The 23441-nt window shown below is 71.4% G+C and carries 21 protein-coding genes; 10 read left to right on the forward strand and 11 right to left on the reverse strand.

The genetic code is table 11. The features are described from left to right. The first annotated feature begins 2 nt into the window (after window positions 1-2). Window positions 3-1724 carry an MFS transporter gene (locus ASD23_RS04555; RefSeq protein ID WP_082571181.1) on the forward strand — a complete coding sequence of 574 codons (1722 nt, stop codon included), beginning with the start codon at window positions 3-5 and terminating at the stop codon, window positions 1722-1724. Further along, entirely contained in the window at window positions 1721-3244 is a 1524-nt protein-coding gene (locus tag ASD23_RS04560; protein WP_056006808.1) for a leucyl aminopeptidase, read from the forward strand. The genes ASD23_RS04555 and ASD23_RS04560 overlap by 4 nt, the downstream gene beginning before the upstream one ends. Window positions 3245-3360: 116 nt before the next feature. Here the strand turns inward: ASD23_RS04560 and ASD23_RS04565 are convergent, their stop codons facing one another. The 3 genes from ASD23_RS04565 to ASD23_RS04575 all read right to left on the reverse strand — a co-directional run bounded on the left by ASD23_RS04565 (window position 3361) and on the right by ASD23_RS04575 (window position 7686). After that, window positions 3361-6381, reverse strand: coding sequence for a helix-turn-helix transcriptional regulator (locus ASD23_RS04565; RefSeq protein WP_235507625.1), 3021 nt, complete (start codon window positions 6379-6381; stop codon window positions 3361-3363). Window positions 6382-6494: 113 nt separating this feature from the next. Next, window positions 6495-6677 (reverse strand): hypothetical protein, encoded by a 183-nt coding sequence (locus tag ASD23_RS04570; RefSeq protein ID WP_056006814.1) that lies wholly within the window; start codon window positions 6675-6677, stop codon window positions 6495-6497. A 316-nt stretch (window positions 6678-6993) separates the two neighbouring features. Beyond that, on the reverse strand, window positions 6994-7686 hold the full coding sequence (locus ASD23_RS04575) for a pyridoxamine 5'-phosphate oxidase family protein (protein ID WP_200941677.1): 693 nt from the start codon (window positions 7684-7686) through the stop codon (window positions 6994-6996). 77 nt (window positions 7687-7763) lie between these two features. On the opposite strand from ASD23_RS04575, the gene pdxR reads away from it, so the two are divergent. From pdxR to ASD23_RS04590, 3 genes are all read left to right on the forward strand, one after another. Further along, complete coding sequence (gene pdxR / locus ASD23_RS04580) at window positions 7764-9221, forward strand: MocR-like pyridoxine biosynthesis transcription factor PdxR (protein ID WP_056006817.1); 1458 nt, start codon at window positions 7764-7766, stop codon at window positions 9219-9221. 194 nt (window positions 9222-9415) lie between these two features. Continuing rightward, window positions 9416-9892: a LysM peptidoglycan-binding domain-containing protein gene (locus ASD23_RS04585; RefSeq protein ID WP_056006820.1), complete on the forward strand. Its 477-nt coding sequence runs from the start codon at window positions 9416-9418 to the stop codon at window positions 9890-9892. Then, window positions 9889-10296, forward strand: a complete 408-nt coding sequence (locus ASD23_RS04590) for a hypothetical protein (RefSeq protein WP_056006823.1) — start codon at window positions 9889-9891, stop codon at window positions 10294-10296. Before ASD23_RS04585 ends, ASD23_RS04590 begins: the two co-directional genes overlap by 4 nt. A gap of 54 nt (window positions 10297-10350) precedes the next feature. Here the strand turns inward: ASD23_RS04590 and ASD23_RS04595 are convergent, their stop codons facing one another. The 4 genes from ASD23_RS04595 to efeU all read right to left on the reverse strand — a co-directional run bounded on the left by ASD23_RS04595 (window position 10351) and on the right by efeU (window position 15241). After that, window positions 10351-11646, reverse strand: coding sequence for a serine hydrolase domain-containing protein (locus tag ASD23_RS04595; RefSeq protein WP_056006826.1), 1296 nt, complete (start codon window positions 11644-11646; stop codon window positions 10351-10353). Between the two features lie 82 nt (window positions 11647-11728). Next, window positions 11729-12991 (reverse strand): iron uptake transporter deferrochelatase/peroxidase subunit, encoded by a 1263-nt coding sequence (efeB, locus tag ASD23_RS04600; protein ID WP_056006829.1) that lies wholly within the window; start codon window positions 12989-12991, stop codon window positions 11729-11731. 128 nt (window positions 12992-13119) lie between these two features. Then, on the reverse strand, window positions 13120-14325 hold the full coding sequence (efeO, locus tag ASD23_RS04605; RefSeq protein ID WP_056006832.1) for an iron uptake system protein EfeO: 1206 nt from the start codon (window positions 14323-14325) through the stop codon (window positions 13120-13122). A 46-nt stretch (window positions 14326-14371) separates the two neighbouring features. Beyond that, the gene (gene efeU, locus ASD23_RS04610) at window positions 14372-15241 is read right to left on the reverse strand and encodes an iron uptake transporter permease EfeU (RefSeq protein ID WP_056006839.1); all 870 of its coding nucleotides are present in this window, start codon (window positions 15239-15241) and stop codon (window positions 14372-14374) included. Window positions 15242-15394: 153 nt separating this feature from the next. Between efeU and ASD23_RS04615 the strand changes: the two genes are divergently transcribed. Beyond that, complete coding sequence (locus ASD23_RS04615) at window positions 15395-17530, forward strand: S9 family peptidase (protein WP_056006842.1); 2136 nt, start codon at window positions 15395-15397, stop codon at window positions 17528-17530. Window positions 17531-17532: 2 nt separating this feature from the next. Here the strand turns inward: ASD23_RS04615 and ASD23_RS04620 are convergent, their stop codons facing one another. After that, window positions 17533-18144 carry a dihydrofolate reductase family protein gene (locus ASD23_RS04620; protein ID WP_056006845.1) on the reverse strand — a complete coding sequence of 204 codons (612 nt, stop codon included), beginning with the start codon at window positions 18142-18144 and terminating at the stop codon, window positions 17533-17535. Between the two features lie 113 nt (window positions 18145-18257). Here ASD23_RS04620 and ASD23_RS04625 point away from each other — a divergent pair, with 113 nt between their 5' ends. Continuing rightward, window positions 18258-19577 carry an FAD-binding oxidoreductase gene (locus ASD23_RS04625; RefSeq protein WP_056006847.1) on the forward strand — a complete coding sequence of 440 codons (1320 nt, stop codon included), beginning with the start codon at window positions 18258-18260 and terminating at the stop codon, window positions 19575-19577. A 74-nt stretch (window positions 19578-19651) separates the two neighbouring features. Here the strand turns inward: ASD23_RS04625 and ASD23_RS04630 are convergent, their stop codons facing one another. Together ASD23_RS04630 and ASD23_RS04635 are read right to left on the reverse strand one after the other, a co-directional pair. Further along, window positions 19652-19939: a DUF1905 domain-containing protein gene (locus ASD23_RS04630; RefSeq protein WP_056007873.1), complete on the reverse strand. Its 288-nt coding sequence runs from the start codon at window positions 19937-19939 to the stop codon at window positions 19652-19654. 39 nt (window positions 19940-19978) lie between these two features. After that, complete coding sequence (locus ASD23_RS04635) at window positions 19979-20362, reverse strand: DUF1761 domain-containing protein (protein ID WP_056006850.1); 384 nt, start codon at window positions 20360-20362, stop codon at window positions 19979-19981. A gap of 90 nt (window positions 20363-20452) precedes the next feature. Between ASD23_RS04635 and ASD23_RS04640 the strand changes: the two genes are divergently transcribed. After that, complete coding sequence (locus ASD23_RS04640; protein ID WP_056006853.1) at window positions 20453-21103, forward strand: TetR/AcrR family transcriptional regulator; 651 nt, start codon at window positions 20453-20455, stop codon at window positions 21101-21103. On the opposite strand, the gene ASD23_RS04645 is transcribed toward ASD23_RS04640, so the two are convergent. After that, window positions 21093-21479: an ArsR/SmtB family transcription factor gene (locus ASD23_RS04645; RefSeq protein ID WP_082571250.1), complete on the reverse strand. Its 387-nt coding sequence runs from the start codon at window positions 21477-21479 to the stop codon at window positions 21093-21095. The genes ASD23_RS04640 and ASD23_RS04645 overlap by 11 nt on opposite strands. 93 nt (window positions 21480-21572) lie before the next feature. On the opposite strand from ASD23_RS04645, the gene ASD23_RS04650 reads away from it, so the two are divergent. Together ASD23_RS04650 and ASD23_RS04655 are read left to right on the forward strand one after the other, a co-directional pair. Further along, the gene (locus ASD23_RS04650; RefSeq protein ID WP_056006856.1) at window positions 21573-22928 is read left to right on the forward strand and encodes an FAD-dependent oxidoreductase; all 1356 of its coding nucleotides are present in this window, start codon (window positions 21573-21575) and stop codon (window positions 22926-22928) included. Window positions 22929-22995: 67 nt separating this feature from the next. Beyond that, window positions 22996-23406 carry an arsenate reductase ArsC gene (locus tag ASD23_RS04655; RefSeq protein WP_056006859.1) on the forward strand — a complete coding sequence of 137 codons (411 nt, stop codon included), beginning with the start codon at window positions 22996-22998 and terminating at the stop codon, window positions 23404-23406. Window positions 23407-23441 lie beyond the last annotated feature (35 nt).

The following is a 23441-nucleotide window of genomic DNA, read 5'->3' on the forward strand; positions in this document are numbered from 1 at the left end:
TCATGAGCACGCAGGCCGAGGCATCCGTCGTCGCACCGATCGCGAAGACCTCGTGGCTCGCCCTCGTCGTCGTCGTCATGACGCAGATCCAGGTCTCGTTCGCGGTGAACGCCCTCACCGTCTCGATGGCCGGCATCACGACCGAACTCGACACTCCGGCGAGCACGGTCGGCACGGCGATCACCGCGGGAACCTTCGCGATGGCGGCCTTCATCCTGCTCGGGGCGAAGATCGGCTCGCGGTTCGGCAGCCGCGGGGTCTTCCAGATCGCCGTCGCGATCCACGGCCTGGCCATGCTGGGGGTCGCGCTCAGCGTGTCGCCCGCGATGCTGTTCATCGCGCAGGCCTCGTCGGGCGCGGTCATCGCACTCATCGCCCCGGCGCTCACCGTCTTCATCGCGACGAACTACCACGGCCTGCAGCAGGGCAGGGCGATCGGCCTCCTGGCGGCGGCCATCCCCGCGGCCGGCGTGCTGGCGCTCCTGCTCGCCGGCTGGTTCGCGAACACGATCGGCTGGCGCTGGTCGTTCGTGCTGATGGTCGCCCTCGCCGTCGTCAACCTGCTGCTGAGCTTCATGCTCAAGCGGGTGACGGCACAGCCCGGGCTCTCCATCGACTGGACCGGCGCCATCCTCGCGGCCGTCGCGGTCATCCTCCTGAGCTTCGGCTTCTCGGGACTCTCGACCTGGGGCGTGTGGCTCGCGACGAGTCAGGCACCGTTCGACATCCTCGGCATCTCTCCGGCACCGGTGCTCGTGATCGCGGGCCTCATCGTCGGCCAGGTGTTCTTCTCCTGGCTGCGTCGCCGCGGGCGCGAGGGCAAGCCGCGCATCTTCGACCTGCGCGTGCTCGCGACGGGCTCCGAGCGGGCCATCACGGCGTGCATGGCGATCATGCTGTTCGTGGGCACCGCGGCGAACTTCCTGATCCCGCTCTACATCCAGGTCGTGCAGGGCCGCTCGAGCATCGAGACGTCGTTCTCGATCATCCCCTACACGCTCTCGATCTTCCTCGCCTCGACGTTCGTCGCCTCGCTCTACGGGCGGTTCACGCCGAAGGCGATCGCGAGTGCCGGTTTCGTCGTGGTGGCGTCGGCGCTCACGCTCCTCGCCTTCACCGTGCGCGGGGAATGGAGCCAGGGCTTCGTCGTCGCCGGACTCATCCTGCTCGGCCTCGGCCAGGGCGCGATCGTCGCGCTCGTCTTCAACACCCTGCTCTCCTCGGCGCCCAAGCAGCTCGCGGGCGACGTCGGTGCGTGGCGCGGGCTCGTGCACAACCTCTCGGGCAGCGTCGGCATCGCGGTGGCGACGGCGTTCGCCGTCGGCATGCTCTCGACGCTGCTGCTCAGCGGCGCGCAGGAGCATCCCGAGATCTCCGACGAGCTCATCGCGCAGGTGAACATCAACGAGGCCGACTTCCTCACGAACGAGCAGCTCGCCGCCGTGCTCGAGTCCCGAGCGACCGGGCCGCAGCTCGACGCCGCGATCGCCATCAACGCCGAGGCGCGCCTGCAGGCGCTCAAGGTCTCATTGCTCGGCCTCGCAGCGCTCTCGCTCCTCGCGATCGTGCCGGCGACCCGCATGCCCGGACGCCGTCGCGACGAACTGCCCGAGAAGCTCGAGCCCGACGACGGCGACGCGATCGACCCCGTCGACCTCGATGACGTCAACGACCTCGATGGACTCGACCTCGACGACCTCGCCCAGAAGGAGACACCGGCATGACCCGCAGCGCGAACAAGCTCATCCCCGACGACTTCGACGCGGTGTCGTCGCTCGCGAACTCCCCGTCCGTCACGCTCGGCGAAGCGCTGGGCGACACCGAGGTGACGGGCGTGCTCGTCACCACCCCGGTCGCCGACGCCGAGTCGATCGCTGGTCTGGACCAGGCAGCATGGGAGCGCGCCGGCTTCGAGGCGAAGCCGGGGCAGACGCTGTACATGCCCGGCGCCGAGCCGACGGTGCTCGTCGGCGGCGGCCCGACCGCCGAACTCACGATCAACGGGTTGCGGGATGCCACGGCGAACCTCGTGCGCGCCGCCGCCAAGGCCTCGCGCATCGGGTTCGAGATCCCCGAGCTCGGCTCGCTCGACCGGGCATCGGCCGGTCAGGCGATCGCGGAGGGCGCTGTCCTCGGAAGCTACCGGTACACCGGTCGCTCGACGAAGCCGAGCGGTGCACCGTTCGAGCGACTCGTCCTGCGCATCGGCGACGTGCCGACCGCCGGCTCCGATGCCGTCGAACTCGCCGCCGGCATCGAGGCCGGCCTCGTCACCGCACGTGCCGCGAACGTGGCCCGCGACCTCGCGAACGCTCCCCCTGGCCACTTGACCGCGACCGACCTGGCCGACGTCGCCGTGTCGCTCGGCGCACGCTTCGGCTTCGAGGTCGAGGTCTTCGACAAGCAGCAGCTCATCGAGCTCGGGTGCGGCGGCCTGCTGGGCGTCAACCGCGGCTCGACCGAGGAACCGCGCATGGTGAAGCTCCGCTACACGCCCGTCGGCACCCCGACCGGGCATCTCGGGCTCGTCGGCAAGGGCATCATGTACGACTCGGGCGGCATCAGCCTGAAGCCGTCCGACCCGATGCACCTGCTCATGAAGATGGACATGGGCGGCGCGGCATCCGTGCTCGGCGCCTTCACCGCGTTGCGGGCGCTGCGTTCCACCGCGACCGTCACCGGCTGGCTCATGTGCACCGACAACATGCCGTCGGGCTCGGCGTACCAGCTCGGCGACGTGCTCACCGCGCGGAACGGCACGACCGTCGAGGTGAAGAACACCGATGCCGAGGGCCGGCTCGTGATGATGGATGCCATCGCCCTCGCGAACGAGGAGGGCGTCGACACGATCATCGACATCGCGACGCTCACGGGCGCCGCCCTCATGGCGCTCGGCACCTCGACCGCAGCGCTCTTCGGCAACGACGAGACGACCCTCGCCTCGGTCGAGCGCGCCTCGGCGGCGACCGACGAGCAGGTCTGGCGGTTGCCCCTCGAGCGCCGCTACCGCAAGCAGCTCGACTCGCAGGTCGCCGACCTCTCGAACCTCGGCGGCACCTTCGCGGGCGCGACGACGGCGGCGCTGTTCCTCGACCACTTCGTGGGCACGACGCCGTGGGCGCACCTCGACATCGCGGGCACGATGCAGTCGGATGCCGACGAATCGTGGCGTTCGAAGGGCGCCACCGGGTTCGGCACGCGGATCCTCATCGACGTGGCGCGGGGGTTCCAGACGGCGCGCTGACGCAGGGCCATTGCGGCGCACGTCGGGGCAACGACGCGTGCCGGAGGACGCGAAGCGGGTGCCTGCCACGCGAGACGGTGCCTCTCGCGCCACGCAACGGCCCGGTGCCGGCAGGGTCAGCGCAGCACGCCGGCGCGGTAGGCCGCTTCGGTGCGCGTGGCCGCGCCGAGCTTGCGGAGGATCGCCGACACGTGCACGCTCGCGGTCTTGCCGCTGATGAAGAGCCGTTCGCCGATCTGGCGGTTGCTGAGCCCCTCGGCGATGAGTTCGAGCACCTGCCGTTCACGGGCGGTGAGCTCGGCGGTCGCCTCGGCGGCCGCGATGGCATCGGATGCCGCAGAACCCGCGATGCCCGGGCCGGCACCCGCCCCGGCCTTGGCCCTGCCCGACCCCATGCCGCCGTCGAGCGCGAGCCCCGCGGCCGCGGCGACCTGCTCGACGCGATCGCGTACCGCGCCGACGCCGCCGCTGAGGGCGAGGTCGAAGGCGCTCTGCAGCGTGACCTTCGCGGCGGCGCGGTCGCCGGCGGCGAGCTCGGCCTCTCCCTGGCGGGTGAGGGCGTACGGCGCGAGGTATCCCGGGGCCGAGGGCGCCGCTGCCGCCTTCGCCGCGACCCGCCAGGCTTCGGCGTCGGATCCGGCCGCCCCTTCGGGTGCTTCGGCGAGTTCGGCCTCGAAGAACGCGGCCCAGAGGGAGCGGGTGGGCCAGTCCATGCCCGCGAGCACCTCGCGAAGGGCGGGCTCCGCCGCGCTGATCTCGGCGACGAGCTCGGCGGGGATGCCGCCGGCCTGTTCACGGCCGATGACCCCTCCCGCGCCGGTACGGCCCGCCCCGATGACCCGGGCCGCGACCCAGGCGAGCGGGAGTCCGTAGCCGGGCAGTGGCCCGCCCCGTTCGTCGAGCACGCGCTTCGCCTCGCGCCATGCGCCGGCGACGTCGCCTCCGGCGAGTGCGACCTCGGCCGCGACACGACTGACGCTGAGGCGCGTCTGCACCTCGACCTCCATGATCTCGGTCATCGTCGAGCGGACCCTCCGCAACTGCTCGGCGGCTCGCACCGGCTCGCCGAGCCAGAGGATCGACCAGATGCGCGCCCGCTGCAGGTAGACCCCGAAGGGCCCCGGCGGGTCGAGCGCGAGGGCGCGCTCGATGAGCACCGCCGCGCGATCCCACTCGCCGAGCGCGAAGAGCGGGTCGACGGCGTTCGAAGCGAGGATCAGGCCGGAACTGCGCTCGACGCCCTGCGCCCTCGCCTGCTCGAGGCCCTCTTCGGCGAGGCGCACCGCCTCGGCGTAGTTGCCGACGAGGAAGTGCAGGTCGGAGGCGTTGACCCAGTAACGCAGCATCGCAGCGCCGTCGCCGTGGGAGAGCTCTCGTGCATGCTCGAGGCCGGCGAACCCCGCATCGACCTCGCCTCGGCTCGCCCGGCTGACCGCCGCCACGTTCGCGGCGAGCGAGGCGTAGCGGGGCGATTCGACCTCGATGGCGACCTCGAGCGCGCGCTCGGCGGTGTCGACGGCCTCGTCGAGACGCCCTTCGATCATGAACCGGCCGGCGAGCACGATGAGCACGGTCATGCGGAGTTCGCTCGGACGCTCGCCGAGGACCTCGAGCGCCTCTTCGAGCACGGGGATCGACCCCGGTCGCCCGACGCTGGCGAGATCCATGGCCTTGTCACGCAGGAATCGGGGATACTGCGGCTCGTCGCGCGGGCACTCGGCGAGCGCGGCCTTGACGAGCGCGAGACTGCGCTCGCCTTCGCCGGCGTTGCGCAGGTGCGAGGCGGTGCGCCCCATCAGTTCGAGCTTCGTCATGCCCGACGATCGCTCGGGTTCGGGCACGACGTCCCAGAGGCCGATCGCCCGCTCGCCGAGCTGTGCGGCGGTGGCGTAGGCGGCCGCGGCGCGCGCCTCACGCATCGCGTGGATCGTGGCGGGGAACGCGCGAGCTGCGTCGTGCGCGCCGAGCCAGTGGAAGGAGATCTCGGCTGCGAGGCGCCGAGTGCCCGCGGCGGCGGCGGCCTCATAGGCCTCGGCGTACCGCGAGTGGAATCGCGCCCGCTCGCCGGGCAGCAGGTCGGCGAGGATCGCCTCTCGCACGAGCGCATGGCGGAAGGCGTAGTCGTCGCCGTCGATCGTGAGCACGCCGGCCAGCACGCTCTCGCGCGCTGCGAGCTCGAGCTCGTCGGCCGAGCCGTCGAAGACCGTCTCGAGCATGGCGTGGGAGATGCGCACGCCGCCCACGCTGATGACCCGCAGCAGCCCCTGGGCCGGATCGCTGAGGCGCTCGTAGCGCGCCAGTAGCAGTTCGCGGAGCGTGTCTGGCAGCTCGCGCTCGTCACGGCACCCGTCGAGGCCGACGAGCTCTTCGACGAAGAACGGCACGCCGTCGCTGCGGCGGAAGACCGTGTCGATGACCGCGTCGGTGGGCGGATCCCCGACGAGCGACTTCGTGAGCTTGCGCACCTGGGCGCGGGTCAGGCGCGAGAGGTCGCGTCGCTCGACCCAGCGGTCGCGCTCGGCCTCGGAGAGGAAGGCGCGCAGCGGATGCCCCCTGGTGACGTCTTCGCTGCGGTAGGTCAGCACCGTGAGCACCCGGCTCGAACCGAGGGCGCGCATGAGGAATCGGAGCAGTGCGAGCGTGGCGGCGTCGACCCAGTGCAGGTCTTCGATGAGGAGCACCACCGGCCGCTCGCGCGAGACGCTCTCGAGCAGCACCGCGATGCCCTCGTGCAGCTGGCCCGTCGCGGCGCCGACACCGGCGGGGGCGGCCGTCGCGGCCGCGTCGGGGTCGGATGCCGCGAGCTCGGGCAGGAGCGCCGCGAGCGCCGGCCGTCCGGGGCCGGCCGCCTCGAGCACTCGGTCGCGCCCGAGGTCGGCGATGAGCGTGCGCAGCGCCGCCTTGACGGGCGCGTACGGCGCCGCGACGCTGCCGAGGTCGACGCACTGCCCCGCCAGGAGGCGCACGTCTGACGGCAGCCCGCGCTCGAACTCGCGCACGAGCCGCGTCTTGCCGATGCCCGCCTCACCGCCGATGACGACGGTGAAGGGCGCGCCGGCGCGCACCTCGTCGAGGCGCTCGTTGAGCCTCGCGAGGTCGGCGTCGCGGCCGACCATGGCCGCCGTCGACGTGGTCACGATCTCATCGTGCCACGTCCCCCCGACAGCGGCAGCTGCCGCGGCATCCGTGATCGCGGATGGCGGAATCGGCGGATCGACCGTGCGAACCGCCTCCGCCGTCGCGGTCGTGCTCACCGCAGGGCGAGACGCGGCGCCCGGTGCATGCGGCGGTGGCGACGAGCCGGTTCGGGCGACGCCCCCGCGTCGTCGGAACCGGACTCGTCGGCCGCGCGACGCAGCCCGAGCTCCCACTCGGCGCGGTGCACGTCGCTCTGGTGCGCGTGCAGTGCCATGAAGTCTGCAGAGAACTGCATGTTCCCCTCCTGGGTCTTCCCGATCGTTCGACCGGATGCCTCCAGCGTGCGCTCTGAGGCACCTGAGGCTCATCGGGCGATCGCCCTATTTCATGCGGATGCCGCCTCAGATCCGTGTGAGGCGGCACCGCGAGCGGGGACCGAGCGGCCGGCGCTCAGCCGAGGATCGTGGGCGTGCGGCGGTAGCCGTCGCGACCGAACTGCACGACCGCGGCGGAGATCGCCACGACGGCGACCAGTGCGAGCACGGCGAGGAACAGTGTCGAGAACATGGCGCACCTCCCTTCTGCAGGTCTTCACGGAATCTGACGAAACCTCAGTGAAGCTTGCCGTCGGGCTCCGTCGACGTCGTCAGGGCGACCACCGAGTCGGGCACCGGGGTACCCGCCGGGGTCAGCACGGAGGGCTCCGGCGCGCCCCAGCGGCGGCCGAGCGGCACGACCCCCGCCCACACGGAGTGGTCCTCGCCGTCGTCGGGCTCCTCCGACGCACCGGCGGCCCGCGCCTTCATGACGACGTCGTCGAGGCGGAGCCGGAGCACCCGGGTCGCCGCGATCTCCTTGCGGGTCATCGCCCGCACCTCGTCGGCACGGCCGGGCATGAGCCGCTCCGAGAGCGCGAGGAGCGCGGCATCCGCTCGCTCGCCCTCGACGGGTTCGAGCACCCCGTACGCGACGACGCTGCGGTAGTTCATGGAGCTGTCGAAGAGGGAGCGGGCGAAGACGAGTCCGTCGAGCGCGGTCACGGCGAAGGCGACGACCTGCCGTTCGGATGCCGCGCGCAACGCGAATCCGCCGCCCGTCGAGCCGTGCACGAGCACGTGCTCGCCGTCGCGGGCGTAGCCCATCGGCACGACGATCGGCACGCCGTCGACGACCGCGGCGAGGTGGCCGACGAGCTCGCCGTCGAGCAGCTCGAAGAGCGCATCGCGATCGGTCGTCTGGCGCTCCGACATGCGGCGGATGCGGCGGGGTGCTGGGGCTTGGGCTGCGGCGCCGTTCGTGGTCACCCTTCGAGTCTCGGGCGTACACTGGTTGCGTTCGCAGTCCAGTTCTCGCAGAATCAACCAGTCCAGTTGGGAGTCGGATGGACGGCCCGATCATCGACCTCGCCCGCACGTCGACCGTGCCCCTCGGCGCGCAGCTCGTCGACGGGCTGCGGCGGCGCGTGCTGGCCGGCGAGCTCCGACCCGGCGATCCGGTGCCGTCGACGAGGGCGCTCGCGAGTACCCTCGGCCTCTCGCGCAGCGTCGTCGTGACGGCCTACGACCAACTCGCCGGCGAGGGCTACCTCGAGACGCGACAGGGTGCCGCGACCCGCGTCGCCGAGCTCCTGCCCCGGGTCGAGCGGGCAGCGGATGCCGCGGCATCCGCCCGTGCCGCAGGGACCGAGTCCTCCACGATGGCGGCGGAACCCTCAGCCTCGCCCGAACCGCGCATCAACCTCCTCCCCGGCCGCCCGTCGACCTCGCGCATCGATCCCCGCGCCTGGCGCGCGGCCTGGCGCGGCGCCGCCTCGCTCGAGATCCCGGCGGACTCGCCGCCGCCGTTCGGCGTGCCCCGACTGCGCGCCGAGATCGCGGACCACCTGCGGCACGCGCGCGGACTCGCCTGCTCGCCCGACGACATCGTCGTCACGGCCGGCACGAGCGAGGCGCTCGGGCTCGTGGCATCCGTGCTCGCGCAGGTCGCCGAACGCGCCCCGCATCTCGCGATCGAGGATCCGGGCTACCCCTCGGCGCGGCGCCTGTTCGAACGTCGCGGCGTGCGCACGCACCCCGTCGGCGCCGACGGCGACGGGTTCGACGTCGGCGCCCTGCGACGGCTGCCGGTCGTGCCCGCCGCCGTCATGGTCACGCCGAGCCACCAGTACCCCCTCGGCGGTCGCCTGCCGGTCGCGACCCGGCTCGAGCTGCTCGCGTGGGCCGGCGCGCACGACGCGCTCGTGATCGAGGACGACTACGACAGCGAGTTCCGGCACCTCGGGCCGCCCCTCCCGGCGCTCGCCTCGCTCGACGACACGGGCCGGGTCGTGCTCATCGGCAGCTTCTCGAAGGTGCTGACGCCGTGGATCCGCCTCGGCTACCTGGTGCTGCCCGCCGCGAACCGGCGGCTGCGCGACGCGATCGCGGCCTCCCGTGACGACGAGGCCTGCCCGGTTCCGGGCGTCGCGCAGCACGCGATCGCCGAGCTGCTCGCGAGCGGCGCCGTGCGCCGGCACATCGCGGTCGCCCGGCGCGAGTACGCCCATCGCCGCGGACTCGTGCTCGCCGCGCTCGACGGGCTGCCGGGCGCACCGCTCTCGGGACTCGACGGCGGGCTGCACGCGGTCGTCGAGCTTCCGGATGCCGCGGCATCCGCTGCCCTCGTGATCCGGCTCGCGAGCGAGGGCGTGGCCGTCGCCCCGCTCTCGGACTACTCGGCCGCCCCCGGCACCGCGCGGCGTCACGGCATCGTGTTCGGCTACGCCGCACCGAGCGACACGCAGCTCGTCGAGGCGCTCGGGCGCATCCGCGGCGCCGTCCTCGACGCACTCGCCGCCTGACCTCGAGATGACGGAAGTCGTCGCCTCGTGCGCGCCGCGCCGACGATTCATGTCATCTCGACGGCGGCCGGTGCCGGCGGGCGCGAACCCCGCGAATGCGACCTTCGGCTCGCTGTCGCCAGCCCGGCGCAGCAGATAGGGTGAACCGACCGGCGCGCCGAGGGGTGGCACGCCACCCTACGGTTGGAGGCGCAGTGCGGCGAGCAGTCGGTGGTATCGGGGCATCCGTCACGCTCGGAACGGTCGCCGTGGCCCTGCTCCTGAGCGGATGCGTCGCCGCCCCCGCCCCTCCGCCGGTCACGATCGTCGCGACCGTCACCGCGACCCCGAAGCCCAAGCCGACTCCGACGCCCACCGCTCCCCCGGCCGCACCCGCGCCCGCGCCCGCCCCCGCCCCCGAGCCGGTGCCGAATGCGCCCGCCCCCGTCTACGAACCCGGCCCGGCCGTCGACCTCGGGGCGCGCGACGGTGCGAACGGCACCCCATCGCTCGACGGCAGCGGCATGCCGATCAGCTACGTCGTCGTCGCGGGCGACAGCTTCTTCGACATCGCGCAGCGCTTCGACCTGCCGCAGCAGCAGCTCCTGCGCATGAACGCGCAGGTGCACGACTTCGGGGAGAACGTCTACATCGGCGACGTCATCAACCTCGACTGGACGAAGACCGGATGACTCCGGCCGCCGCGGCCGAGGTCATCATCACGATCGCGCCGTGGAACCCCTGGCCGGTGGCGATCCCGCTGCTCGTGCTCCTCGCGGGCGTCGTCGTCTCGTTCGTCGGCACGCGGCGGCGCTCGAAGCCGCTGCGCGAGCTCGGCTACGTGCTCTTCCTCGTCTCGGCGCTCACCGCAGGCGCCATGGCGTGGACGCTGTCGGGCATCTGGGACACGCAGGCCCGCGAGCAGGCGCTCGAGGAGCTCGGCTACATCTCGCCCACCTTCAGCGGCGGCATGGCCCTCTCCGACGAGGGCCTGCCGCCGATCGATTTCACGGCCGAACGCGCCGACGGCACGCGGGTGAGCGGCATGCTGATCGACCAGGGTGATGGGCGCTGGCTCGTGAAGGTGGGTGACTGAAGTCGGCGACTGAGCCCCACGGCCGCGCCCCTTGGCTGAGCCCTCTGCTGAGTGCTACGGCGTCGGCCGCGCGGGCGGAGCGTCATCGGGCGCGAGGTACGCGCCGATCCTCCGGAACAACTCGTCGCCGCCGTTCGAGTACTGGCCTTCGCTGTTGAAGGCCTCCTCGTCGTACGTGACCGCGACCGCGATCGCGATCCTCTCCGAAGGCAGGTAGGCGTTCACCGCCGCGTATCCGTAGAAGAGCGGGTTCTGGAGCAGCCAGTCGCCCGAGATCCACAGTCCGAGTCCGTAGGTCGCGAACTCGTCGAGCGGGCGGCAGTTGACGCAGCCGTCGATCGCGGTCGTCTTTCCGCGCAGGTCGGTCGACGTCATCGCCTCGTACGACTCCTTCGAGAGCAGCTCGCCCGTGCCGACCGCGATCGCGCTCGTCAGCAGGTCGTCGATGTTGCTCGTCTGGATGGCGCCCTGGCTGATGGTCCACGACGGATTCCAGCCCGTGGAGTCCTCGTAGAACGGGACTCCCTCGGGGATGTTCAGGAAGGACCGTCGCTCCGAGCTGTAGGCGTGCAGCGCCGGTTCGGGGATCTCCGCGGTGAGCGAGGCCGTCGTGTTCGCGAGGCCCAGCGGATCGAGGACCCGCTCCTGCAAGGCGTCCTCGAGCGACATCCCCGTGACCTCTTCGAGCACGAGCCCGAGGATGACGTAGTTGGTGTGCGCGTATGCCCAGTTGGTGCCGGGCTCGAACCACAGCGGCTTGTCCATCGCGAGGGCGAGCTGATCCTCCGTCGTCCACGCCTTGAACGGGTCGGCGTAGGCGATCTCGGCGAACTCCTCGTTGCCGAGCACGAAGTCCTGGTAGCCCGAGGTCATCTGGGCCAGCTGCCCGACCGTGACCTCGTCGGCGTGCGGCAGGTCGGGCAGGTACATCGAGACCTTGTCGTCGAGGCTCATCTCACCCTCGTCGACGAGTTGCAGCATCAGGGTCGACACGTACGAGATCGCGACGGCGCCGTTGCGGAAGTGCATGTCGGGCGTCGCCGGAATCCCCGTCATGGACTCACCCTCGGCTGCGGTCACGATCTCGGCCCCGTCGACCGACACCTTCACGATGACGGCCTTCAGGTGCGCCTCCTCCATGTAGTCGCGCACGATCTGCATCACGGCGTCGGCCTTCACGGCGTCGTCAGCTGCGACCTCATCGGATGCATCGGGCGCCGTCGATGCCGGGAGGGGGCTCGGTGACGCAGCAGGCGTCGCGCCGCCCGATGTGCACGCGGCGAGCAGGCCCAGCGCGCATGCGAACACCACGATTCGCCCGAGCACCGGGCCCCGCCGTGTAGTGGACATGACTGAGTGTCCCGCCGCGCAAGGTGAGAAAACAACAGTTCCGGCCGTTCGGGGGGTCCGGTACTGTGCTCCCTCGAGCCGATCAGGGGGTGTCGAAGAGCGCCTGACCTACGAACTCGCCCTCGGCGACGCCGCCCGGCACCGCGAAGATCGCCGACCCGACGTGCTTCAGGTACTCGTTCAACCCGTCGCGCGCGAGATTCCGCTGCACGTCGATGAACTGCTGCGGGGAGCGCTGGAACGACAGGAAGAAGAGGCCCGCGTCGAGCCGGCCGAGCGAGTCGTTGCCGTCGACGAAGTTGTATCCCCTGCGGAGCATACGAGCTCCGCCGTTCGACGTCGGGTGCGCGAGCCGCACATGCGCGTCGGTGCCGATGAGCGGCGCATCGGTCGCGCCGGTCTTCTCGAAATCGGGCTCCGTGAACTCGGTGCCGCCCGAGAGCGGCGCGCCCTCGCCCTTCGAGCGCCCCACGAGCTGTTCCTGCTCGCCGAGCTGCACGCGGTCCCAGTTCTCGATGATCATGCGGATGCGGCGTGCCACGAGGTACGAGCCGCCCTCGAGCCACGCCGGCTCGTCGCTCGCGTTCACCCAGATCTGCTCGTCGACGGTTGCCGTCTCCTCGGCCTTGACGTTCGCCGTGCCGTCCTTGAATCCGAAGAGGTTGCGGGGTGTCGCCTGGGTCGTCGAGGTCGACGAGGTGCGGCCGAAGCCGAGCTGCGACCAGCGCAGGCTCGCGCGGCCGAAGGCGATGCGGCTGAGGTTGCGGATCGCGTGCACGGCGACCTGCGGATCGTCGGCGCACGCCTGGATGCAGAGGTCGCCGCCGGAGATCTCGGGCACGAGCGCGTCGCCCTGGAAGCGCGGGAGCGGCTCGAGCAGGGCCGGGCGCCGGGTCGCGATGCCGAAGCGGTCGGCCCCCTCGGCGTCGGCGAAGAGGCCGGGGCCGAACCCGAACGTGATCGTGAGCCCGCTCGCGGGCAGGCCGAGCGCCTCGCCGGTGTCGGCCGGCGGCGCGTAGTCGGAGCCGCCGACTGCACCGCCCTCGGCGACCTCGAGCCCCTGGCTCAGTCGCGCCGCAGCGTCCGTCCACTCGGTCAGCAGCGCGATGAGGCCCTCGCGGTCGAGCGTCTCGGCCACGTCGAAGGCGGCGAAGTGCAGACGGTCCTGGGCCGGGGTCACGATGCCGGCCTGGTGCTCGCCGAAGAACGGGTAGACGGATGCCGCGGGGCCCGAGGCATCCGCCCCGCCCGTCACGGCAACGGCGACGCCGGCCCCCGCTGCAGCCCCGACGACGGCGCCGGCCGCGCCCGCGCCCAGGAGCCCGAAGAGACCACGGCGACTCACGCCGGCCTCCGCCGGTCGAGCAGGCGCTCCAGCGCCGTCTCGAGACCCCTGCTCCGATTCGGAGACAGGTCTCGAGACGGTCGCTCCCTCGTCGCGTCCTTCTCGACCGGCGTCGCGCTCCTCGACCATCAGGCCCCGAGCACCGTCGCGGTGAGCTGCGAGAGCGGCTCGGCGAGCGCGTTGACCTCGTCGCTGAGCGTCTTCTTGTCGGCATCGGTCAGGGTCGCATAGTCGACGAAGCCCGATTCGAGGGAGCCGTACTCGGCGAGCGCGGCCTCGAGGGCGGCGAACTGCTCGTCAATCTCGGTCGCGAGCGCCGTGCCCTCGTCGCCCTTCGACTCGGCGAGCGCGCGCACCGCGCCGAAGGCGACGCCGGCGCCCTGCACGTTGGCGGCGAAGTCGGAGAGGTCGGTGCCCGACCACCAGTCCTCCTCACCGGTGATCTTGCCGGCGGCGACCTCGTCGAGCAGCGCGATCGCGCCGTTCGAGATGGCGTCGAGCGAGACGGTGAAGTCGTCGGCGGTCACGAGGTCGTGGAGCTCGGTGACATCCGCGACGAGGCCGTCGGCGTACGCCTGACGTTCCTCGGGCGTCGAGGGAGCCCAGTCGAGGAACGCGTCCTGCCCGTCGGAGTTGAGGTCACCGGGGGCCGGGGCCCAGAGGTCCTTCTCGATGCGGTGGAAACCGGTCCACTCGAGGCCGTCGGCCACGGCGTCGACCTCGCGGAAGTCGATCTTCGGGTCGAGGTCGCCGAACGCCTCGGCCGTGGGCTCGATGCGCTCGTAGGGCACGCGGGTCGCGGCGAAGAGCGATCGGGCGGTCTCGTCGTCGCCGGCGGCGTAGGCCGCGGCGAACGCCTCGACGAGCGGCAGCAGCTCGGCCGACTGCGAGCGCACGTAGGCGAGGTACTCCGTCACGGCCTGGTCGGAGAGCTCCTCGTCGCCGGCCGACACCGCCGATGCCTCGCCCGTCACGGTGAACTCGGCGAGGCCGATCGGTGCGCCGACCTGCTGGAACTTGCACGCCGTGTAGTACGTGCCCGGCTCGAGGTGGGCGGTGAAGTCGATCTCCTGGCCGGGGGTCACGTTCTCCTTCTCGCCCACGATGCGCAGCTGGTCGTCGGCGAGGATCTCGAACTCGTTCACGTCGGTGCCGTTGTTCGCGAGGGCGAACGTCACGGCGCCGGCGGGCGCGGTGGCGGCGGCCACGGCGCATCCGTCATCGGTGATGTCGACGGCGATCGCCGATGCGAGGTCGGCTTTCGCGACGCAGCCGGTGAGGGCGAGCGCGAGTGCGGTCACGGCAGCGGATGCCGCGAGGGCGCGTCGGGTCATGGATGCTCCTGGATTCGAGGTGGGGTGAGACGGGGGGTGGTCGGGGTCAGTTCGCCGCAACGGCGGCGGTCGTCGGCGCGGCCGAGGCGGGAGCCGCGGCGGTCACCGGCCGGCGTCGGCGGTGCAGCATGCCGAGGTAGAGCGTCGTCGTGATGGCGACGTAGAGCACCCACCCGATGACCTGGGCCCAGGTCGGCTCGGGGGTGAAGTTGAAGATTCCCGCGAGCACGGTGCCGTACCAGCTGCCCGGCGGCACGACCTCGACGAGGCTGAACGCGTGCGTGCCCCAGCCCGGGATCACCGACGCCTCCTGCAGGTCGCCGATGCCGTACACGAGCACGCCCGCCGCCACGAGGATGAGGAAGAGCCCGGTCCAGGTGAAGAACTTCGAGAGGTTGATGCGCACGAGCCCGCGGGAGATGCCCCACGAGATGACGATCGCGGTCACGATGCCGAGCAGCGCGCCGACGGTGCCGAGCACGGGGTCGTTGCCGCCCGAGACGTTGGCCCAGACGAAGAGGGCGGTCTCGATGCCCTCGCGCCCGACGGCGAGCGCGCCGAGCAGGACGATGGCGAACCACGACCGATCGACGGCGGCGTCGACCTGGCCGCGCAGCTCCTTCGAGAGGCCGGCGCCGTGCGTGCCCATCCAGAAGATCATCCAGGTCACGAGCGCGACCGCGACGAGGGAGAGCGTGCCGCCGAGCACCTCCTGCGCCTGGAACGTCATGGCGTACGGGCCCCACGTGAGCAGCGCCCCGACGCCGAGCGAGACGGCGACGGCGATGCCGATGCCGAACCAGAGGCGGCCGAAGAGGTCGCGGCGGCCGATCTTGCCGAGGTAGGCGATGAGGATGCCGACGATGAGCCCCGCCTCGAGGCCTTCGCGAAGGCCGATCAGGTAGTTGGCGAGCACGCGCGTCTCCCGGTACGAATGGAGTGGATTGAGCTAAGGCTAACCTAAGGTGCTCGTTCCCGCGAACCTCGGTCGTCACATCGGATTGCCATGCTGGTCGCGGTTTTCGCGGGCGGATGACACCGGCCGCGCACAGGGGCGTAGCGTGGGTTCGTGCTGACTCCGCCGAAGACCGACAAGCGACCCATCGAACGCGTGCACCACGGCGACGTCGTCGTCGACGACTACGAGTGGCTGCGCGACAAGGACGACCCCGAGGTGCTCGCGCACCTGCACGAGGAGAACGCCTTCACGAAGGCGCGCACCGAGCACCTCTCGATCCTGCAGGAGCAGATCTTCGAGGAGATCACGACCCGCACCAAGGAGACCGACCTCAGCGTGCCGACCCGCGAGGGCGACTGGTGGTACTACACCCGCACCGTCGAGGGCCGCGAATACGGCATCCACTGCCGGGTGCCCGCCGCGGGCCCCGATGACTGGGAGCCCCCGGTCACGGATGACTCGGGCTCCCCGCTGCCCGGCGAGCAGGTGCTGCTCGACGACAATGCAGAGGCCGAGGGCCACGACTTCTACTCGCTCGGCAGCTTCGACGTCACCGCCGACGGCGCGACCCTGCTCTACGCGACCGACCTCGAGGGCGATGAGCGGTACACGATCCGGCTCCGCTCGCTCGACGGGTCGGGGCGCGAGTACGACGACGTCATCGAGGGCACCTCGAGCGGAGCGACCTTCGACCCGAGCGGGCGCTTCGTGTTCTACGCGACGGTCGACGAGTCGTGGCGCCCCGACACGATCTGGCGGCACGAGATCGGCACCGCGGCATCCGACGACGTCTCGGTCTTCTCTGAGCCCGACGAGCGCTTCTGGCTCGGCGTCGGCGTGACGCGGAGCCGCAGGTTCCTCGTGATCGAGGCGGGCTCCAACGTCACGAGCGAGACCTGGCTGCTCGATGCCGCCGAACCGACGGGCGAGTTCTCCGTCGTCTGGCCCCGCAAAGACGGGGTGGAGTACGACGTCGAGCACGTCGTCGCCGGCGGCAAGGACCGCCTGCTCATCGTGCACAACGACGACGCCGTGAACTTCGAGCTCGTGAGCGTCGCGGCATCCGACCCGCAGGGCGACCGGCGCACGCTGCTGCCGCACGACCCGGCCGTACGACTCGAGGGCGTCGACGCGTTCCGCGACTTCGTCGCCGTCGAGTACCGCCGCGAGGGGCTGCCGCGCGTGGCCGTCGCGAAGGTGCCGGCCGCCGGCCTCCCCGCCGATGCGACGCCCGACGACACCCTGCACGAGCTCGCCTTCGACGAGGCGCTCTTCGCGGTGGGCCTCTCGGGCAACCCCGACTGGGCGCAGCCGACGCTGCGCATCGGCTATACGAGCTTCGTGACCCCTTCGACGGTCTACGACGTCGTCATCGCCACCGGCGAGCGACGGCTCCGCAAGCGCCAGGCCGTGCTCGGCGACTACGACGCGACCCGCTATTCGCAGCGACGCGAGTGGGCGACGGCCGACGACGGCACGCGCATCCCCGTCTCGCTCGTGTACCGGCACGACCTCGTCGACCTCGGCACGCCCGCGCCGACCCTGCTCTACGGCTACGGCTCGTACGAGCACTCGATCGACCCGGGCTTCGGCATCCCGCGGCTGTCGCTGCTCGACCGCGGCATGATCTTCGCCGTGGCCCACGTGCGCGGCGGCGGCGAGATGGGGCGGCTCTGGTACGAGCACGGCAAGAAGCTGGAGAAGCGGAACACCTTCACCGACTTCGCGGCCGTGGCACGGCACCTCATCGATGAGGACATCACCGCCCCCGACCGGCTCGTCGCCCAGGGCGGCAGCGCGGGCGGCCTGCTCATCGGCGCCGTCGCGAACCTCGCGCCGAAGTACTTCTCGGGCTTCCTCGCCGAGGTGCCCTTCGTCGACCCGCTGACCTCGATCCTCGACCCGTCGCTGCCGCTGACCGTGATCGAGTGGGACGAGTGGGGCAACCCGCTCGACGACGAGGAGGTCTACTCCTACATGAAGTCGTACTCGCCGATCGAGAACGTGCACGTGAACCACTACCCGCCGATCCTGGCCGTGACGTCGCTGAACGACACGCGCGTGCTCTACGTCGAGCCGGCGAAGTGGGTCGCCAAGCTCCGCGACGTCGGGGCCGACCCGCTGCTGAAGATCGAGATGGCGGCCGGGCACGGCGGCGTCTCGGGCCGCTATGCGGCCTGGCGCGAGCGCGCGTTCGCCTACGCGTGGGTGGTCGACGCGGCGGGGGCGCACCCGAGCGGCGAGTGAGCTCAGCGTCGCCGCTCGTAGGTGATGTGCGTCGCGAGCGGGGTGTTCAGCACCTCGACCGGCGTGAGGGCCGGGTCGTCGATGCCCTCGAAGAGCCGCTCGCCGCCGCCGAGCATCATCGGCGAGATCGTGACGATGATGCGGTCGATGTGGCCGGCGGCGAGGTACTGCCGCACGGTGCTCGCGCCGCCCGCGATCGAGATGCGGCCGTCGTCGCCGACGGCGGCTCTCGCCTGGGCGAGGGCGTCTTCGATGCCGGTCGTCACGAAGTGGAAGGTCGTGCCGCCCTCCATCGGGATCGGGTCGTGCGGGTGGTGCGTGAGCACGTAGACGGGCCCGTGGTACGGCGGGTTCTCGCCCCACCAGCCCTTCCAGTCCTCGTCGGTCCACTCGCCGCGGATCGGCCCGAACATGTTGCGACCCATGATGTAGGCATCCGGCGCGAGGATCTGCTCGACGATGCCGGCGTTCTCGTCGGGCTGCTCGAACATCCAGCGGTGCAGGTCTTCGCCGCCCTCGCCGAGCGGGTCGGTGCGGGTCTGGTTCGGCCCGGCGACGAATCCGTCGAGCGAGATCGAGAGGTTGGCCGTGACGAGGCCGTCGTTGAACGTCATGCGCGCCACCGTACGCCGGTCCGCCGACACTCGCATCGGTGCATGCGAACGCACCGATTCCGCGCAGAGCGAGCACCGTTCCGGATGTCGCAGGCCGCTGCCAGACTGACGAAATGTCTCTTCTCTCCGATCTGAGCGAACGAGTTCCAGGCCGGGCCCATGGTCCCGGCGCATCCGAGTACGACGCCGGGCGCACCGTGTTCGCCGGCGTCGGCGAACCTGACGCGGTCGTTCGACCGCACACCGTCGAGGAGGTCGCGGCCGCTGTCGGCCTCGCCGCCGCGGCGGGCATGCCGATCGCCGTGCGCAGCGGCGGTCACGGCCTGCTTCCGGTCGACGGCGGCCTCGTCGTCGACCTCGCCGAGTTCACCGCGATCGAGGTCGACGCGACCGGCCTCGTCACCGTGGGCGGCGGTGCCCACTGGGGCGACGTCGCCGCCGTGCTCGGCCCGCACGGGCTGGGCGTGAGCTCGGGCGACACCCGCGACGTCGGCGTGGGGGGCCTGGCGCTCGGCGGTGGTGTCGGCTGGCTCGTGCGCGAGCAGGGCCTCGCCATCGACGCGCTCCGCGAGGTCGAGCTCGTCACGGCGGCCGGCGAGGTGCTGACCCTGAGCGAGACGTCGCACCCCGAGCTCTTCTGGGCGGTGCGCGGCGGCGGCGGCAACTTCGGCGTCGCCACGAGGTTCGTCTTCCAGGCGATCCCCGCAGACGGGCTCGTCGGCGGACTCGTGCGCTTCGACCGCTCCGACGTGCCCGCGGTGCTCCGCGCGTGGCGCGACGTCATGCGGGCAGGCCCTGACGAACTGAACTCGTCCCTCATGCTGTTGCCGCCGTTCGGGCCCGAGATGCCCGGCGGGCCGCAGCTCGGTGTCGCCCTGAAGGGCGACGAGTCCAGGCTCCACGAGCTCCTCGCTCCGCTGCTCGCGCTCCCGTCGGTCGTGGAGGTGTCTCTCGCCCCGGTCGCCTACAGCGAGCTGCTCGAAGACGCCCCGCCGGGTCGCCCGCCGTTCCTGTTCGTCGGCGGCAACGGCTTCGTGCCCGACCTGTCCGACGCGGCGCTCGACGCGGTCGCGGCGGTATATGCCCGAGAGGTGCCCACCATGGTGCTGCTCCGCGCACTCGGCGGCGCCTTCTCCCGGGTCGCGCCCGACGCGACGGCGATCCCCCACCGCGATGCCGAGGCGCTCCTCATCGTCAACGGGGTGCTCGCGGCGGATGCCTCGCCCGAGCAGCTCGCGGCCGTGAAGGCGGGCAGCGATGCCGCGCTCGCGTTCACGAGCGGCACCTACGGCAACTTCTCGGCCGAGTACGGCCCCGAGGTCACGGCGTCGATGTACCCGCCGGCGACGCTCGAGCGCCTGCGCCGCGTCAAGAGGCAGGTCGACCCGGGCAACGTGTTTCGCCGCAACCACAACATCGCGCCGGCTGACTGAGCCGGCCGGATGAGACGGCAGTGAGCGGATGCCCCGGGCGCGCGCCGGGGCATCCGCTCACTGGTCTCGCCTCGTCACCCGAGGCGTTCGGTCAGGTGCACGGTGACCTCGTCGCCGTCGGTCTTCCCGATCGAACGCCGCAGTCCGGCCGCGATCGGGAGCTTGTGGGTGCCGTCGCCGAGCGCCATGAACGAACTCCGGAACTCCACCCCGTCGACCGTGCCGGCGACCTTGACGAGCCCGCGGGTGCCGAAGATGGTTGCCGAGTCGGGCAGCTTGACGCAGGTCCAGGTGTCTCCCGGCTGCGCCTTGCCGAGCACGGCGTTGAAGGTGATGTCGAGCGGCCCTGCCTTGCTGGTCATGATCATCCTTTCTCCTCGTTGACGAACACATTTCCTGGCTCAGACGAACAGGCCGACGATGACGCCGACGAGCACGAGCTTGAGCAGCCAGTCGCCGGCGTGGAGCACGGCGGTCGAGACCGGAACCTTCTCCCACTGCACGGATCCGGCGAGCAGCACGAGCGGCAGCGCGAAGAGCGAGAGCCCGAGCAGCGCACCGGCCCAGGCCCCTGACCAGCCGGCGGCGATCATCAGGCCGGCCAGCAGACCGGCGACGATGGCGCTGCGCACGAGTTCGAGCAGGATCTGCCACGGCTTGGGGCGCTCGTCGCGGGCGCTGCCGCGTTCGGCGGAGGCCGGCGGTGCCTTCGGCGCCACGATGTAGTAGACGGAGCTGAGGATGAAGGCGGCGACCGCCGCGATCGCGATTCCGAGGAAGACCATCTCCCGACCCTTCGACTTTAGTACTGCTGGGTTCTTTAGTTACACGGTAGGCGCCCTGTAAAGTACTGTCAAGTACTAAATCGGAGGATCATGGGCACCAGCGAAGCGCGCCGGCTCGGCCGGCCACGCGGAACGGCCGGCGCCGCGCTCCTCGACATCGCGAGGGCGCAGTTCCTGTCGCACGGCTTCGCCGGCACGACCATGGACTCGGTCGCGTCGTCCGCACGCATCTCCAAGGCCTCCCTCTACCGCGACTACCCGTCGAAGAACGAACTGTTCGCCGCGGTGGTCGCCGACTGGGTCGAGCGCGGGCGGGACGCGATGAAGCCCCACACCGACGCCCTGGCGATCACCGACGATCCCGCCGCGCAGTTGCGACAGCTCGCTGGCGTGCTGCAGCGCGGCGTGCTGTCTCCGGCGGTCCTGCAGATGCGCACACTGGTGGCGGCCGAGGCCGCCCGGTTCCCCGCCATCGCGTCCGACTACGTCGAGCGCAGCTGGGAGCGGAACATCACGGCCCTCGCGAACGCGTTCTCGGTGCTCTCGGAGCGAGGCGTGCTGCACGCTGAGCCTGCCCACATCGCCGCCGAGCAGTTCACGTGGCTGGTGATCGCCGTACCGCTGAACCGGCTCACGCTCGAGGGAACCGCCCGGCCCTACGACGACGTCGAGCTCGATCGCATCGCCGACGAGGCGGTCACGACGTTCCTCGCCCGCTTCGGGCGCGGCGTCAGACGTTGACGAGCGGTGCCGCGATCGCCTCGAGCGCACCCGGCACCAAGCGGAAGTACGCCCATGTGCCGCGCTTCGAACGCGAGAGGATGCCTGCCTCGGTGAGGATCTTCAGGTGGTGCGACACGGTCGGCTGGCTGAGGCCGACGGGCTCGGTGAGGTCGCACACGCACGCCTCCTGACCCTCGGATGCCGCGACGATCGAGACGAGACGCAGCCTCACGGGGTCGGCGAGCGCCTTGAGCTTCCGGGCGAACACGTCGGCATCGGCGGCGGTGATGGTCTCCCGGGTGAGCGGACCGCAGCACGCGGCGGGCGAGGCCCCGGCGGCAGCGACGGCCTCCGCCTCGGCGGCGTCGCGCGAGAGGAGGGGCAGCTCGATCATGGTCACGAGCACCACTCTACCCGTATATTGACATCTATCGATATAGTCGCCACACTCGCTCTATCGACGAACTTCAATGAATGAGAGACACGGATGACCCTCATCGACCTCACCGCCCCGACCGCCACGGCTCCCTCGCGGCTGCAGGGCCTGCCCGTCGCCATCGTCGGCGCCGGCCCGATCGGCCTCGCCGCCGCGGCGAACCTGACCGAGCGCGGCATCGACTTCGTGCTGCTCGAAGCCGGCGACCGCATCGGCGCGAGCGTCGTGCAATGGGGCCACACCCGGTTGTTCTCCCCGTGGAAGCACCTCGTCGACCCTGCAGCGAAGCGCCTGCTCGCCGAGACCGACTGGGTCGAACCGCCCGCCGATTCCCTGCCCACGGGTGCAGAGCTCGTCGAACAGTTCCTCGCACCACTGGCGGCACTCCCGGCCATCGCCGGGCGCACGCGTCTCGGCGTCGACGTCACCGACATCACCCGCGAAGGCATGGACCGCACGCGCACCACCGGCCGGGCACAGACGCCGTTCCTGCTGCGCGTGCGCACCGCCGACGGCGTCGACGAGCTGACCGCGCGTGCCGTGATCGACGCCTCGGGCACGTACCTCACCCCGAACAGCCTCGGCTCCTCGGGACTCGACCCGCTCGGCCTGCCCGAGGTGGCCGACCTCGTCAGCCACGCGCTGCCCGATGTGCTCGGCCGTGAACGCGCCGCCTTCGCCGGTCGCCACACCGTCGTCGTCGGCGCCGGTCACTCGGCCGCCAACACGCTGTTGAAGCTCGCGACGCTCGCCGAGCAGGAGCCGGGCACCCGCATCACCTGGGTCATCCGCAACGCCACCGCGGCGCGGGTCTCGACCTCCCCCGGTGACGAGCTCGCGGCACGCGCATCGATCGGGGCGCGCGTCGACGCGCTCGTCGATGCCGGCCGCATCGAGCTCGTCGACCGGTTCGAGATCGTGCGGCTCGCGCGCGGCCTGGACGACGAGGCATCCGTCGCCTGCATCACCGGCCGTCGAGGTGACGGGCTCGAGACGATCTCGGCCGACCGCATCGTGAACGCGACCGGCTTCCGCCCGAACCTCGACATGCTGCGCGAGATCCGCCTCGAGCTGGACGACATCGTCGAGGCGCCCCGACGTCTCGCCCCGCTCATCGACCCGAACCTGCACTCGTGCGGCACCGTCGAGCCGCACGGCTTCGCCGAGCTCACCCAGCCCGAGCGCGACTTCTTCATCGTGGGCATGAAGAGCTACGGGCGGGCGCCGACCTTCCTGCTCGCGACCGGGTACGAGCAGGTCCGCTCGGTGTCGGCGTGGCTCGCCGGCGACGCTGCGGCCGCCCGCGACGTCGAGCTCGTGCTGCCGGCCACGGGCGTGTGCTCCACGGGCACTGCAGCCGCGACGAGCGGCGGCGCTGCGGCGGAGGCGAGCGGATGCTGCAGTTGAACCGCTCGTTCACCCCGGCGTCACCTCACCCGTCTAGGCTGCTGCCGACCATCGAGAGCGAGAACCCGTGAACGACACCCCCACCGTCCTGTTCGTCTGCGTGCACAACGCCGGCCGTTCCCAGATGGCCGCCGGCTACTTGCGGGCGCTCGCGGGCGACCGCGTCGAGGTGCTCTCGGCCGGCTCGGAGCCCAAGGACGAGATCAACCCGGTCGCCATCGAGGCGATGGCCGAGGAGGGCATCGATATCGCCGGCAGCACGCCGAAGGTCCTCACCGTCGACGCCGTGAGGGAATCCGACGTCGTGATCACGATGGGCTGCGGCGACGCGTGCCCGATCTTCCCCGGCAAGCGGTACGAGGACTGGGAGCTCGAAGACCCCGCCGGCAAGGAGCTCGACACGGTCCGGCGCGTGCGCGACGACATCCGTTCTCGCGTCGAGGCGCTCATCGCCGAGATCGCGCCCGTCGGCGCCTAGGGCAAGTCTGACAAGGCTTCGGCTGCGGTCGATGA

It is taken from the genome of Agromyces sp. Root1464 (assembly GCF_001427265.1).
In the GTDB taxonomy this organism is placed as follows: Bacteria; Actinomycetota; Actinomycetes; order Actinomycetales; family Microbacteriaceae; genus Agromyces; species Agromyces fucosus.

Coding starts and splice junctions, on each gene's coding strand:
- ASD23_RS04640 (WP_056006853.1), top strand. CDS start 20,453: ATGGGCACCAGCGAAGCGCGCCGGCTCGGCCGGCCACGCGGAACGGCC.
- ASD23_RS04635 (WP_056006850.1), bottom strand. CDS start 20,362: ATGGTCTTCCTCGGAATCGCGATCGCGGCGGTCGCCGCCTTCATCCTC.
- ASD23_RS04625 (WP_056006847.1), top strand. CDS start 18,258: ATGTCTCTTCTCTCCGATCTGAGCGAACGAGTTCCAGGCCGGGCCCAT.
- ASD23_RS04645 (WP_082571250.1), bottom strand. CDS start 21,479: ATGATCGAGCTGCCCCTCCTCTCGCGCGACGCCGCCGAGGCGGAGGCC.
- ASD23_RS04590 (WP_056006823.1), top strand. CDS start 9,889: ATGACTCCGGCCGCCGCGGCCGAGGTCATCATCACGATCGCGCCGTGG.
- ASD23_RS04570 (WP_056006814.1), bottom strand. CDS start 6,677: ATGCAGTTCTCTGCAGACTTCATGGCACTGCACGCGCACCAGAGCGAC.
- ASD23_RS04560 (WP_056006808.1), top strand. CDS start 1,721: ATGACCCGCAGCGCGAACAAGCTCATCCCCGACGACTTCGACGCGGTG.
- ASD23_RS04650 (WP_056006856.1), top strand. CDS start 21,573: ATGACCCTCATCGACCTCACCGCCCCGACCGCCACGGCTCCCTCGCGG.
- ASD23_RS04555 (WP_082571181.1), top strand. CDS start 3: ATGAGCACGCAGGCCGAGGCATCCGTCGTCGCACCGATCGCGAAGACC.
- pdxR (WP_056006817.1), top strand. CDS start 7,764: ATGGACGGCCCGATCATCGACCTCGCCCGCACGTCGACCGTGCCCCTC.
- ASD23_RS04630 (WP_056007873.1), bottom strand. CDS start 19,939: ATGACCAGCAAGGCAGGGCCGCTCGACATCACCTTCAACGCCGTGCTC.
- ASD23_RS04620 (WP_056006845.1), bottom strand. CDS start 18,144: ATGACGTTCAACGACGGCCTCGTCACGGCCAACCTCTCGATCTCGCTC.
- ASD23_RS04595 (WP_056006826.1), bottom strand. CDS start 11,646: ATGTCCACTACACGGCGGGGCCCGGTGCTCGGGCGAATCGTGGTGTTC.
- efeO (WP_056006832.1), bottom strand. CDS start 14,325: ATGACCCGACGCGCCCTCGCGGCATCCGCTGCCGTGACCGCACTCGCG.